Consider the following 13,202-nt stretch of genomic DNA (forward strand, 5'->3'; position numbering starts at 1 on the left):
CTCTTAATTCTCAGAAATAATATTTCACTTCTTGATTTATATGAAGGAAGTAAGCGCATTCAATTTTATCTATTGTTATGAGTCTTTGTTTTCAGAACTGTGTCTTACCAAAACTAATGAAGTAATTGTTGACACAATAAATGCACAGATAATTGACATCCAAAACCCCAACTTGGAAGGATTGAAAGTTCCATAAGGCATAAAATGCATAAATACGAATACCATAATAATAGTTGAAATCCAATACCTTCTTCTATGTTTATTATTTATAAACAGTTTCATGACTATCGTCCGCATGATGTAATTAAACCTGCCGCAACGCTTGTTGCTGCACCTGAAACAAATCCGATTGCTCCCCCGACGACTCCTCCACTGACTCCACCAGTTACTGTTCCTATTACTGGGAATGTAACGGTTCCAGCTGTAGCTCCAACATAAGCACCTTGCGTAGCTCCAACAGTCAACCCGACCACTGCACCAGCCCAAACGTCTCTCCAATTCACAGAGCAACCGCTACTTCCTCCTTCACCCGTATCACATGGTTGATTAACGTCATCAGGACAGTGATTGGTGAAATCTAAATCTGGTGCATCTAGAATTCTTCCATTTTCAGTATTGAGTATGTTATTTGCAATTTGCCCAAGACCACCGTTTATCAGGTTTTGATGTAAAGAATTTGTATACTCAACTAAAGCTATCATTTCATACTTTTCCTCGTCAGTCATTCCTTTAGAATTAGCTAATTTAATTCTCAATTCATCGATTGCCTCTTGGAGTTCAATGGAGCTTCTAACTTCCCCCATCAAAATCCCCATAGTCTCAATAAATTCTAATTGTTTTTGAGAAAAATATCCTGAATCTGCGATACGAGAATTAAAATTTGCTTCTAGGTCTATTTCAAATTCTGAGGGCAGGTTTTTAAAGTAGTTGGTTCTTAAATGATCTGAAACAATCTCTGGATTATTGATGCGAATCTCCTTATTTTGACTTATATCAAATGAAAAATTCGCATTTGAAAATCTTAAGGTATTTGATGACATATCTGCAAAAAAACCTGCAAGTTCATCAAGGTTTATTTCCGTTTCAATTTTGTTCATTTCCTGCTCTTGACAGGAAAAACTAATTGTTAGTAAAAATAAAATGGTGAGTAAAAATGATCTTTCATAGTTTAAAATTTGTTCAATAGCCTTACTTCTTTTTGAGGAGGATTCAGGTCAAATTATTCTCCTGATTAGGTGTTTGCAAACTTTTAATCAGTGCTAAATAGAATACTTTGTTTGATAAAAGCAAGTGCATTTTAATAATATTGCTCCTAACTATAATGTAACGTAAACAAATCTTTACAAACCTATCATTATAACGTAGTTCATAACGTTTATGTAGTAAGTCAAAGGTTTAAGAATTTATAGAAGTAACAGCACGAGATCTACTTTTCTCAAGCCTTGCCCATATCTCATCCAGCCATTCCTTATGTTCCGGCTTCATCAGGGATGATCGGAGGCAAATAAGATACTCCGCATCAATTTCAAAATCAGGATCATTGAATTTTGCTGTAGGATATTTATAAAGAGATAGATACAAATGATTATGTTCTGCTCGCTTGAATACTTCCTGTGCCGCCTTTGACATCTCGCTTACCTTTTGACCTTTCATCGCCCAAGACACGATATCCGTTTCCGGCTTAACAATTGGGAAGAAATGATCACTTGTGTTTAGTCTTTCGTACAATGAAAGGGCTGCTTCTCTTGATTGCGATAAATCAGCAGCAAACTTTCCGCCTTTAACCGGAGGCATCAATTGATGAGTAGCCCAGAGCCCTACCGCTGAAGCTCCTGCTCGTGAACACTCCAGGCTGATTTCACCCAAATGCAATTCATCGGAAGTGAAATAGGTATAGGGTGAATCGTGAATGTAGTACTGCGCCACTTTAGGATTTTTGAAAAGCACACAGCCACACCCGTAAGGCTGTAATCCTTGCTTGTGAGGGTCAATGACGATGCTATCCACCTGATCCAGCAAAGCATATTTTTCACTCGTTGAAGATTCGAGATTATCCAGTAATCTGAAATAACCACCATAAGCTGCATCAGCGTGGATTCTGAAATCGTACTTCTCCTGCAGGGCAACTATTTCAGGAAGCGGATCAACAGCGCCAAGTCCTGTGGTTCCCATCGTGCACACGACGGTACCCACATTGCCTTTTTTTAGCTTTTCTTCTAATGCATCTATGTCTATTCGTCCCTGATGGTCCGTAGCTACTTTTTCAAACTTTAACTTTAGAACCTCGGATATGCGCTCATGGGTATAGTGCGCCTGATCAGAAGCAACAATGGCTTTGTCAGGATGAATGTTGCCGGCAACCCATAAAGCTTCCAAATTAGCCATGGTGCCACCTCCGGTTAAGTGTCCCAGATGCTCGCTCCATCCAAACATTTTAGCCAGATCAGCCACAACCTCTTTCTCCATCGGGGAGCTGGCTTTGCTTCCATCCATGGCGTGATTGTTCGGGTTGATCCACATAGCCATCATATATGCTGCTTTGGCAATCGGATGAGGAGGCTTTAGCATCTGGCCTGCAAACAGCGGATGAAAATACGGGTAGTTGTCCTGCATTCGCTCGGCAGCTTTCAGGATCACCTCTTCCATTTTTTGGTAATCATGGGATGAATTAAAATCCGGCAAATCAAATCCCAATTCTAACTTTTCGATTGCTTTGGTGAGTAGCTTTATTGATTCTTTTTCTAGTTTCATTTCGTCAAAGTTTGCGTCATCGCGAGCTTGCGAAGCGATCTTAAAGACAAGATTGCTTCATTTGCCCTGCTTTTGTCGGCAGGTAGGCTCATTCGCAATGACGAGGTAAATTAATCCTCAATCCACTCCACTTTATCTTCAATCGGTTTCTTTTGGATAACACGATCAGATGGTTCGCAATAGCCTATGTAAAAGAGGCCGATGCACCTTTCGTTTTCTTTCATTGAAACATGCTCTCCTAAAAATTTGCAAAGGGCTGGACTACTCCAGTAGCCACCCATGTTATATTGATCAAGCGCAATCCAGATGTTTTCTACAGCACACGCCACTGATGCTATTTCTTCCCATTCTGGCACGCGCTCAGCCGGATCCCGATGCAACACAATCGCCAGCATAGCGCCAGCCATTGTCGGTTTAGATTTTATTTTCTCATACTTGGCCGGAGAAAATGCTTCTTCAGGAGTGATCTTCTGATACTTTTTTGCTAAAAATTCTCCCAATTTATTTTTTGCTTCACCGCTGAAAACTTTGAACCTCCAGGGTTCCGTAAGTTTGTGTGTAGGCGCATGATTGGCATTGAGGAGGAGCTCTTCCAGAATTTCTCTTGGTATAGGCTTATTGATATATTGCGCTGGATACACGGATCGCCGCTGGCGTATAATTTCGTTTATCTTACTCACTCTTGAATTATTTATAAATGGCGAAATCTAAAAACATCCTGATAACCGGCGCTTCAACCGGCATTGGTTATGACATGGCAAAGGTATTTGTTGCAAATGGTTATACCGTGTATGGAAGTGTAAGAAAACAGGAAGATGCGGATCGGTTAGTCAATGATTTAGGAAAAAACTTCCATGCTTTGTTATTTGATGTCACTGATTATGATGCCATAGATAAAGCCGCAGAGCGGCTGGAAAAAGAAATTGGTCATGAAGGACTTGGTGCGCTCATCAATAATGCCGGTATTGCCATAGGCGGGCCGCTCATGGATCTTGATGTCTCAGAATATAAGCATCAGTTTGATGTCAATGTTTTTGGGCTCATTAAAGTAACCCAGGCATTTTTGCCATTGCTAGGGGCAAAGCAAAATCATCCTTCAGAATCCGGAAGAATTATTCAGATTTCCTCTGTTGCCGGACGTCATGGGATGCCGTTTATGTCGCCCTATTCAGGATCCAAACATGCGCTGGAGGGAATCACGGAAAGTTTGAGAAAGGAGCTGATGATGTTTGGGATAGACGTCATTCTGATAGAGCCAGGACCCATCAAAACACCCATTTGGCATAAAGGAGCCAATCAGGCCGAAGAAGAAAAATTCCAGAATTCTGTTTTCAATGCTCCACTGAAAAAGTTCCAAACCAAGTTCGTAGCGAAGGCTGTGAAAAAAGCCTGGACTTCAGAGAGAGCAGCCAAAATCATATTTGATGCCTTCGAAAGCAAAAAACCAAAAGTACGATACCTCATCGTGCCACAGAAATTCAAGAACTGGACGCTCCCTCGATTGATGCCAACCCGCGTGGTAGATAAAGTCATTGCAAAAGCCATCGGATTGTTGAAATAGCATCTTGTTAGTTGCGTCCGAGAGAGATTTTTCGATTCGGTGCAATTAGCCCTTAAATCACCCTTTTTCATTCCCTAAAGGGATTTCTTTGCAACTCCCTTTTGGCCGGGCCGACGATTCGGTAGGGGTGGTTTTGAAATTGAAAGAAAAATCCATTCTCGGACTCATTAAATACACTTTTCTCAAATGAGAATAGATTTAGTTGGATGTCAATAGCATTTTGTTAATTCCCACACTATTGCACTGACTGTTGGAATAGGTCTTATAAAGACACTAGATTTAATCTTCTAAATACATGCCCTATGAAATTCGGAAGTGTCGACAATCCCGCTGGAATAGATTTTTCATTACCTGATGATCACCACGATACGGAGAAAGTATTGAAACAAGGGAGTGGCCTTAAACAGGTTTTTGTGGGTTGTGCAAAATGGAATAAGCAGGATTTAAAGAAATTCTACCCTCGTGGAACAAAGGACGAGCTTGCATATTATTCAACCCAGTTCAATTCCATCGAGCTCAACGCTACATTCTATAATCACTTCAGTATAGAGCAGATTGAAAAGTGGGTAGAAAAAACACCTGATGATTTCAAATTCTTTCCGAAAGTGCACCAGATGGTGAGTCACATCAAAAGACTGAATAATGTGGAAGAACCGATCGAACGATACACGACCAACATCAGAGCCTTCGGAGACAAGTTGGGCATGTGTTTCCTTCAACTTCATGACAATTTCAAGCCTCAAAACATGGAAAGGCTGGTAACAGCCGTGGAGTATTGGCCAAAGGATATTCCATTGGCGATTGAGCTTAGAAACACTGAATGGTTTAATGATGCTGAGGTAGCAAATGAAGTATATGCATTATTTGAGCAGCACAACATTTCCAATATTGTAACTGACACAGCGGGCAGGAGAGATCTGCTGCATATGCGTTTAACTTCGCCATCTGTATTTGTGCGATACGTTGGCGCCAATCATGAAAGTGACTACTCTCGTTTGGATACCTGGATGGATCGTTTAAAGCAGTGGGCCGATCAGGGGATGGAAAATCTCTACTTTTTCGTTCATCAGAATTTGGAAAAAGAATCACCTGTACTGTCTGCTCATTTTATTCACAAGTTGAATAAAGAATTTGGGCTAGATATCAGCATTCCTGTTGGTCAAGATCAGGAAAGTTTGTTTTAAATAGAAAAGCCCTCATTTGAGGGCTTGGATAAAGTTTTGCTATAAGATCAATCTCAACTTATTCGAATTTCAAATGCTTAACAGACTCTCCGGAGCTACTTAATTCCATAAGTGAATCAATTCCAATATCCAGGTGATTCTCAACAAACTGAGCAGTTACTTTCTTATCACTTTTTGACGTTTTAACTCCTTCAGGTACCATTGGATTGTCAGAGACTAAAAGCAAAGCACCTCGTGGGATTTTGTTTGCAAACCCAACAGTAAAGAGCGTAGCGGTTTCCATGTCAATCGCTGAGGCCCGAATTTCTTTCAGGTATTCCTTGAATTCATTATCGTGCTCCCAAACTCGTCTGTTGGTAGTAAATACCGTGCCTGTCCAATAGTCAAAACCTTTGGCCTTAATGACGTGCGAAACGGCACGCTGAAGGCGGAATGAAGGCAATGCAGGTATTTCTGCAGGCATATAATCGTCAGAAGCACCCTCGCCACGTATTGCAGCAATTGGAAGGATTAAATCCCCAAGTTTATTCTGACTTTTCAAACCGCCACATTTTCCAAGGAATAACACGGCTTTAGGCATGATTGCGGAGAGCAAATCCATTACCGTAGCAGCCATCGCACTCCCCATTCCAAAATTGATAATAGTAATATCATCATGGGTGGCAGTTTGCATTGCCCCTTTCTTGCCAAGAATTGGCACGTCGAACTTTTTAGCAAAAATGTCTACGTAGTTTTTAAAGTTGGTGAGAAGGATGTATTGACCAAATTCATCCAATTCGGTTCCTGTATATCTGGGTAACCAATCGTCTACTATTTCTTCTTTTGTTTTCATGAAGTGCAAAGATAGTTGAATGCTCAATACGAATTTTTACAGTTCTCCAAACTTGAAAATAGGTTTTCCGTTTCGTTATTGATGTCAAAATCTTTAGGCCTTTTCATTTTATTGATTTCATTATCAGGTAGTCTTAAAGCGCAAGTCCCTACTTATAATTCCTTTTTTTTCAATGAAGAGGCTGTGGAGAGTAAGGTATATGTAATAAATCTAACATCAATCGGACGCTATCACTTTGACGATACATGGAATGCGGGAAATATTTTTCTTAAAAATGGCGATTCGCTTATAGCTTATTATATGCGCTATGATTTGGTACGCAATCAGCTTGAAGTGATCATTGGAAATGATATTAAAGCATTGAATGGAGGATTTATTGATTGGTTTGAATGGTTTAGCGTTGAACGACTCAGGCCAGAGAAATTTGTGTCAGCTCAGTTATTTCAATTTGATGAGCAAAGCGAGATCAGGGGTTTTATTCAGTTACTCGAAGATGGGGACGCAAAGCTTTTGAAGTGTAAGCGAATGTACGCACCAAGAGAGGCCACCTCTCCAACGATAATAAATGATACAGATGAAGATATTCAAGCCCTTGAAGAATATTATTTGGTAGTTAACAATGTAGCAGTGGAGGTCACCAGAGGGAAACGGAAAAATCTTGATGTTTTTAAATCGAGAGAATTAAATAGATATGTGAATCAATCCAATCTGAAATTCAACAATGAAAGGGACCTTAAGGAGATTGTAGAATATTACAATTCTTTAGAATAAAAAAACCCACCGAAGTGGGCTTTAGTTTAGTGTGGAGTCGGAGGGATTCGAACCCTCGTCCAGCTAAGGAAACCATAGACCTTCTACATGCTTAGTTATTCTTTTAATCTCGAATCTCAGGCTGGCGAATAACTACCCACCTGAAAAACCAGTTGCTTTATTTCACTCACGACCCGCAACACTGTCTTGAGCTATTCCTTATGTTCGACACCCCAGTTCCTCGCCCTAAGGACAAAAGCGTGGTAGGATGTGACAGGGGGAACCTATGTGGCTCAACCCTAAATAAACTCTACTTTAATTTGAGATTATGCTGCCATAGCGTAGTTAGACTCGCCAATTACAATTTTGAGCGCATTTATCAAGGATGTACACTCCCCACCCTGCATGCTAGCATATGCTTTGCACTTCCTGTCGATTCCGGTCGACCCCATATATTCAAAGAACAAAATAACAGGGAACAAATTCCAACGAACAGGTTCCAATCACAAAGGTACATTCCTTTGTGGGAGAATAAGACATTTGATTTTCTGAAAAGGTTCAATCCTTTTTTGAAGAAATTTTTCCGAAGAATGGGAAGCATCATTTAACTTGCCAGCAGATGGAGAATTTTGTGGTATCGGCACGTAAGTACAGGCCTCTCGGTTTCGAAGAGGTAGTGGGGCAAGAGCATATCACCACTACCCTTGAAAATGCAATAAAGTCTAATCACTTAGGGCAAGCACTACTGTTTTGCGGGCCAAGAGGAGTGGGTAAAACCACCTGTGCGCGTATTCTTGCTAAAACCATCAACGAGTTTGAAAGTGAATCAGGTGACAGCACCAACAACTTCAACATTTTTGAGCTGGATGCTGCATCTAATAACTCGGTAGAAGATATTCGAAATCTGATCGATCAGGTACGATACCCACCACAGCAAGGAAAATATAAAGTATACATCATTGATGAGGTTCACATGCTTTCTACACAGGCTTTCAATGCCTTTTTGAAAACCTTAGAGGAGCCTCCTGAGTATGCCATTTTCATTTTGGCAACAACGGAAAAGCATAAGGTGATTCCTACCATTCTGTCCAGGTGCCAGATTTATGATTTCAATCGCATTGAGGTTTCTGATATCGTAAAGCAACTGGAGAAAATTGCGGGGAGCGAAAAAGTAGATGCTGAGAAGGAAGCACTTCACTTAATTGCGCAAAAGGCAGATGGTGCATTGAGGGATGCACTTTCCATCTTCGATTTGATCACGACTTTTTCATCAGACGGGAAGATCACTTATCAGGATACGATCAAGAATCTCCATATTCTGGATTACGATTACTACTTCAAGCTGGTCGATGACCTGTTGGCTCAAAATATGTCTGGAGCACTGATGCTCTTTGACGAGATTTTAAGAAATGGATTTGATGGAAATAATTTCTTAAATGGCTTTCAGCAACACCTTAGAAACCTACTGATATCCAAAGACAACCAGACCATCAAACTTTTGGAAGTTACCGACAACCTGAAGGCAAAATATGGGGAGCAAGCTGCTAATTGTAGTCCTTCCTTTTTGCTATCAGCACTCAATATTTCTAATCAGTTTGAACTGAGTTTCAAACAGAGCAAAAATCAGCGACTGCACGTAGAGCTTTGCCTCATGAAACTGGCTCATTTGACCAACGCACTTACACTTAGCTCCTCTGACAATGGAGCAAAAAAAAAAGGTCACACAGTGACAACATAGAAAAGCCAGCTGAAAAATCAATTCCTAAAAAGGAGGAGATCGAAAAGCCTGCAGAGCCAGAAGACGATTCTCCACCCCCACCAACAGAAGAGCCACAAACTCCACATTTCAGCGAATCTGAATCTACACCTGCTGCATCAAAACCTAAACCAAGTCCGGTAATAAAACCTTCGGAATCCGGTAAGGCAAAAGAGACGCCTAGCATCTTCGGGAAGAAGAAATTAAAGGAAGCAGCAAGTGATGCGTCTCCGGTCATTGACAAAAAGGAAACGGATTTCACACAGGAAGATCTGGAAAGAGTTTGGAAAGGGTTTGCCGAGCAGAAAACCGATGCTGGGGACACAGAGCGTTTGGTACTAAGCAAGTCAGTAAAAAAAGGAGAAAATCACAGTATAATCATTATGCTTGGCAGCCAACTTGAAGTAAGTTTTCTGGAGAAATTTGACACTGAAGTTGTACAATATTTGCGCAATGAATTACAAAACGATCACATTGTCATTCGTACAGAGATTGCAGAGATTAAAGACGAGAAAAAGCTCTATACCAGTACAGATATCTTCGATTACATGGTAAAGCAAAACCCTGATCTCAAAGATTTGAAGGATCGGTTGGGATTAGATTTTGATTATTAATTTTTTTGTCACTCTGAGCCTGTCGAAGAGCCCCCATAAACCCTCAATTCCTGCCCTACATTTAATTCAAAACCATTCAGGCTGTTCAGGTCTACCACCTCATCTACGGTCATCCCGTATTTTCTGGAAATAGCATAAACGGTCTCGCCTGGTTGAACTGTGTGATTAATAATGTTTTTACCTTCAGATGATTCTTCAATCGGCGCTTTTACCTGGATGTTTTGACCGATACTAATCGCATCTGGGTTGGGTAATTCATTCCAGCGGAGAATGTCATCCATTTCGATTTCATACAGCTTAGAAATACTCCACAGGGTTTCGCCAGCAGCAATGGTATGAATCTTTACCTTCTTTAGTCGTTCTTCCTTGGTGTCTACCACAGGCACGATTATATCAGGCACCTCTTCTTCAGTTACTTCCTCGCTAACAGGCTCATCTGCGGATTCCTTTATTATCACTGCATCATCAATATTTTCGGTTGAAGCTGTGGCTTTAGCCACCGGTTTGGTGATCACTGGTTTACTTACCTCATGATATGCAATTGGCTCACTGGAAGGTCTGTTTTTATCCATCCAAAGTACACGTCCGGGCTTTAATTCATCTATGACATTCATGCGGTTTCGCTTGGCCAGCTTGGAGAGGCGAATACCATACTGCTGAGAAATTTCCCATAATGACTCGTCAGATTTGGCAACATGAAATCCAATCTTCGCTTTTCCTTTTTTCTTTTTGATATAGTAGAATTCATTTGGGATGACCTTATCTGACTCACCCATGTCATTGTATTTTCTGAATTGCTTTTCTGAAATGCCGGCCCTTGCAGACAGGGTATGCACATCATCAGATGTCCTCGCTAATATGGATGGGATCCCATTAAGGGGAATAATGGTCGACTTGTTTGCTTCGGTAATTCCTGGTTTAAGTTCCGATGGATACACCTTTTTTTGAGGCGTTGAGATTTTGTTCCTTTTAGTGTTATTCTCTGCGATGGCTCTTTTGGGCGGAGTGCCCTGACGAGGGATTAGCACAGCATAGGCTTTATCTTTTGGAACAGCCCCACGCTTAAGCCATTTATTGTACTTCTCCAGTTCTTCCAAATCCACTTTCTCCTCTTTGGCAATTTGGGAGAGACTTTTACCACTAGCATTGGTTACTTCATCCAACCAGATTCCTTCTGAGTGGGGACGACCAACAGCAGGGGTGAAGGCAACTACGTGAGCAATGAATTTTTTGACATACCAATGGGTCTTGCTATTGATAGTCATTCGTCGAGCCCCAAGATTGGAATTGTCCACATATTTCTGAGCTCCACCTCGTCCGGTATTGTACGCCATCACCGAATACACCCAGTTTTTCAGAAAGTAATTGTGACTATTGAGGTATTTGGCTGATCCCCTTGATGCAGATACTATGTTCAGTCGTTCATCCACATTTCGATCTACTCGTAATCCCACTTCACGTGCGGTAAAATCTTTGAATTGCCAGAAACCAACTGCATTAGCTGACGAAACAGCATCAGATATCAAGGCACTTTCCTGAATGGCGAGAAATTTGATCTCATCCGGAATGTTTGCATCTCCATGTTCTCGTTCAATGATCGGGAAGTAGAGATTCATCCGATCTACCAGAATGTTGAAGTAGGTTTGGCTTTGCGTGAGTCGGTCTACCTCTTTTTGGATCTGTCTTCGGGTAGATTCATTGATAGATAAACGCAAATCCCCCAGCATCATTTCGCTTGGTACCGTTTGAGAAACCCCCGAATAGCAGGTGACAATGAAAAGCAGCCAACTCGAAACACGAAACAGTAAACTCGAAACTCTTAACTTCATAATTTTCTCAATATCATCAACCCGTCACGAATAGGGAATAGAACGTTTTGCACTCGGCGATCCGTATGCGTTTTCTGATTAAATGCCCGAATCGCCTCTGTATCCTTATCGTTCTTCGATTTATCAAACACCTTGCCGCTCCAAAGCACATTGTCAGCAATGATAAAACCTCCGGTGTTGACGCTATTTATTACCAGGTCAAAATAATTGGCATAGTTCTCTTTATCAGCATCGATAAAGACTAAATCCCATTTTTCTTTTAGGGTAGGAATCACTTCCAGTGCATTTCCAACACGCAGGTCTATTTGGTCTGCCCATGCGGACTGATCAAAATATTCTTTTGTGCGCAGGGCCAATTCGTCATTGTTATCAATCGTAATCAGCCTCCCATCCGCTTGCATTCCTTCGGCCATGCATAAAGCAGCATACCCGGTATAGGTGCCTATTTCCAGAATGTTTTTCGGACGAATCATATGTGACAGCATTGACAATACTCGCCCTTGGAGATGACCGGAAAGCATTCGGGGTTTTAAAACATGGAGGTGAGTTTCCCTGTTGATCTGCTGAAGCAAATCAGATTCGGGTTCGGAGTGATCTTCCACATACTTTTGAAGATCGTCAGGCAAAAATTCCATGAACGTAAAGATAATTACTATTCTGGCAGATATGCCAATGAACTCATCTGATCTATTGGGAAATATCGCTGGGATAGAGCTTGAATATCCTCGGCTGTAATGGCATCAATCTTCTTAAACACACTGTCAATATCCGGTACTTTGTTTAAATCAAGTTGACTTTTAGCCATCATGAGCATTGTTGCATTCTTATTTTCTTCGGATAAAGCCATCTGCCCCTTGATCTGATTTTTAGCTTTATGAAGCTGCATGTTTCCCAAAGGCTTAGACTTCAGGAGTTCGATTTCCTTGAGGATAATACGCTGACTTTTCTTTAGGTTTTTCGGGTCGGTAGCAAAGAAGATACTGAACTGGCCAACTTCCAGATAGGGAGCATAGCTGGCGTCTACCCCATAGACTAATCCATGTTTTTCTCTAAGAGAGAGATTAAGCCTGGAACTCATGCTTGGACCACCTAGTAGGTTTACGACAAAAAAGAAAGGAATTCTGTTTTCATCTTTGATACTCAATGAAGGCATCCCCATGGCGATGTGCGCCTGTGAAATAGATTTTTTGACTTCCTTTCGGGTAGGTTGATATCCTGAAAACCAGTTTCTTTCCGGTGTATGATTCTTATGTGGAATCTGTTCCAGGTACTTGGTTGCTAAACGCTGAATTTTCTTGGCAGAATAGTTTCCTACACTTGAAAGAATGATTTTCTCTGTATTCAGATTCCGGTCTAAAAAATTGCGAAAATCACCTTGTTTGAAGGAATTCACAGTTTGCTCAGTCCCAAGGATATTTCTCCCAAGCGCATGATTAGGAAATAGCTGCTCATCAAAATCGTCCTGAATCGAATCTTCCGGAGTGTCTCGATACATGCTCATCTCCTCCAGAATAACTTGTCGTTCTTTTTCGATCTGCTTTTCCGGAAAGGTGGAATTGAACGTGATGTCGCAAAGCAGTTCTACTGCTTTATCAAGATGAATGTCTAGCAGGGAGGCGTAGAAACAGATTTTCTCTTTCGTGGTGTAAGCGTTTAATTCACCACCTAATGATTCCAGTCGATTGATGATATGGTATGAGCTGCGCTTGTTGGTACCTTTAAATACCATATGCTCCAGGAAGTGTGCCAGCCCCTGTTCTTCAAGGCTTTCATCCCGGCTACCAATGTCCAACATAATGCCGACATGGGCGATTTTGGTGTGGTTGACTTCCTTATGTATCACCCGAATCCCGTTCGGTAATTCGATCAGCTCGTATTCCTTCTTGCTCATTGGAGCGCAAAGTTAGGACTAAGTACACTAACCA

The 13,202-nt window shown here is 41.2% G+C and carries 12 protein-coding genes and 1 other RNA gene; 5 read left to right on the forward strand and 8 right to left on the reverse strand.

All coding sequences use genetic code 11. The features are described from left to right. Positions 1-284: 284 nt before the first annotated feature. From CHB71_RS18725 to CHB71_RS10745, 3 genes are all read right to left on the reverse strand, one after another. Positions 285-1,097: a hypothetical protein gene (locus CHB71_RS18725; protein WP_144017394.1), complete on the reverse strand. Its 813-nt coding sequence runs from the start codon at positions 1,095-1,097 to the stop codon at positions 285-287. Positions 1,098-1,395: 298 nt separating this feature from the next. Next, positions 1,396-2,751, reverse strand: a complete 1,356-nt coding sequence (locus CHB71_RS10740) for a pyridoxal phosphate-dependent decarboxylase family protein (protein WP_089356909.1) — start codon at positions 2,749-2,751, stop codon at positions 1,396-1,398. Between the two features lie 110 nt (positions 2,752-2,861). Next, a complete protein-coding gene (locus CHB71_RS10745) occupies positions 2,862-3,431 on the reverse strand; it encodes a nitroreductase family protein (RefSeq protein WP_221406708.1) in 570 nt (189 codons plus the stop codon). A gap of 17 nt (positions 3,432-3,448) precedes the next feature. Between CHB71_RS10745 and CHB71_RS10750 the strand changes: the two genes are divergently transcribed. Together CHB71_RS10750 and CHB71_RS10755 are read left to right on the forward strand one after the other, a co-directional pair. Next, complete coding sequence (locus CHB71_RS10750) at positions 3,449-4,312, forward strand: SDR family oxidoreductase (protein ID WP_089356910.1); 864 nt, start codon at positions 3,449-3,451, stop codon at positions 4,310-4,312. 302 nt (positions 4,313-4,614) lie between these two features. Then, positions 4,615-5,496 (forward strand): DUF72 domain-containing protein, encoded by an 882-nt coding sequence (locus CHB71_RS10755; RefSeq protein WP_089356911.1) that lies wholly within the window; start codon positions 4,615-4,617, stop codon positions 5,494-5,496. A 58-nt stretch (positions 5,497-5,554) separates the two neighbouring features. On the opposite strand, the gene CHB71_RS10760 is transcribed toward CHB71_RS10755, so the two are convergent. Continuing rightward, positions 5,555-6,328 carry an AMP nucleosidase gene (locus tag CHB71_RS10760; protein WP_089356912.1) on the reverse strand — a complete coding sequence of 258 codons (774 nt, stop codon included), beginning with the start codon at positions 6,326-6,328 and terminating at the stop codon, positions 5,555-5,557. An 81-nt stretch (positions 6,329-6,409) separates the two neighbouring features. Here CHB71_RS10760 and CHB71_RS10765 point away from each other — a divergent pair, with 81 nt between their 5' ends. Beyond that, positions 6,410-7,099, forward strand: a complete 690-nt coding sequence (locus tag CHB71_RS10765) for a hypothetical protein (RefSeq protein WP_089356913.1) — start codon at positions 6,410-6,412, stop codon at positions 7,097-7,099. A gap of 29 nt (positions 7,100-7,128) precedes the next feature. On the opposite strand, the gene ssrA is transcribed toward CHB71_RS10765, so the two are convergent. Continuing rightward, positions 7,129-7,528, reverse strand: a transfer-messenger RNA (tmRNA) gene (ssrA, locus tag CHB71_RS10770). Positions 7,529-7,697: 169 nt separating this feature from the next. On the opposite strand from ssrA, the gene dnaX reads away from it, so the two are divergent. After that, on the forward strand, positions 7,698-8,816 hold the full coding sequence (dnaX, locus tag CHB71_RS10775; protein WP_089356914.1) for a DNA polymerase III subunit gamma/tau: 1,119 nt from the start codon (positions 7,698-7,700) through the stop codon (positions 8,814-8,816). Positions 8,817-9,217: 401 nt separating this feature from the next. After that, positions 9,218-9,448, forward strand: coding sequence for a hypothetical protein (locus CHB71_RS10785; RefSeq protein WP_144017395.1), 231 nt, complete (start codon positions 9,218-9,220; stop codon positions 9,446-9,448). 8 nt (positions 9,449-9,456) lie between these two features. On the opposite strand, the gene CHB71_RS10790 is transcribed toward CHB71_RS10785, so the two are convergent. Genes CHB71_RS10790 through CHB71_RS10800 form a run of 3 tightly spaced genes read right to left on the reverse strand, consistent with a single transcriptional unit; the run spans position 9,457 to position 13,168 of the window. Further along, a complete protein-coding gene (locus CHB71_RS10790) occupies positions 9,457-11,277 on the reverse strand; it encodes a LysM peptidoglycan-binding domain-containing protein (RefSeq protein ID WP_089356917.1) in 1,821 nt (606 codons plus the stop codon). Next, the gene (locus CHB71_RS10795; protein WP_089356918.1) at positions 11,274-11,912 is read right to left on the reverse strand and encodes an O-methyltransferase; all 639 of its coding nucleotides are present in this window, start codon (positions 11,910-11,912) and stop codon (positions 11,274-11,276) included. Before CHB71_RS10795 ends, CHB71_RS10790 begins: the two co-directional genes overlap by 4 nt. Before the next feature lie 17 nt (positions 11,913-11,929). After that, complete coding sequence (locus CHB71_RS10800) at positions 11,930-13,168, reverse strand: M16 family metallopeptidase (RefSeq protein WP_089356919.1); 1,239 nt, start codon at positions 13,166-13,168, stop codon at positions 11,930-11,932. Positions 13,169-13,202 lie beyond the last annotated feature (34 nt).

It is taken from the genome of Ekhidna lutea (assembly GCF_900188325.1).
Classification (GTDB): Bacteria; Bacteroidota; Bacteroidia; order Cytophagales; family Cyclobacteriaceae; genus Ekhidna; species Ekhidna lutea.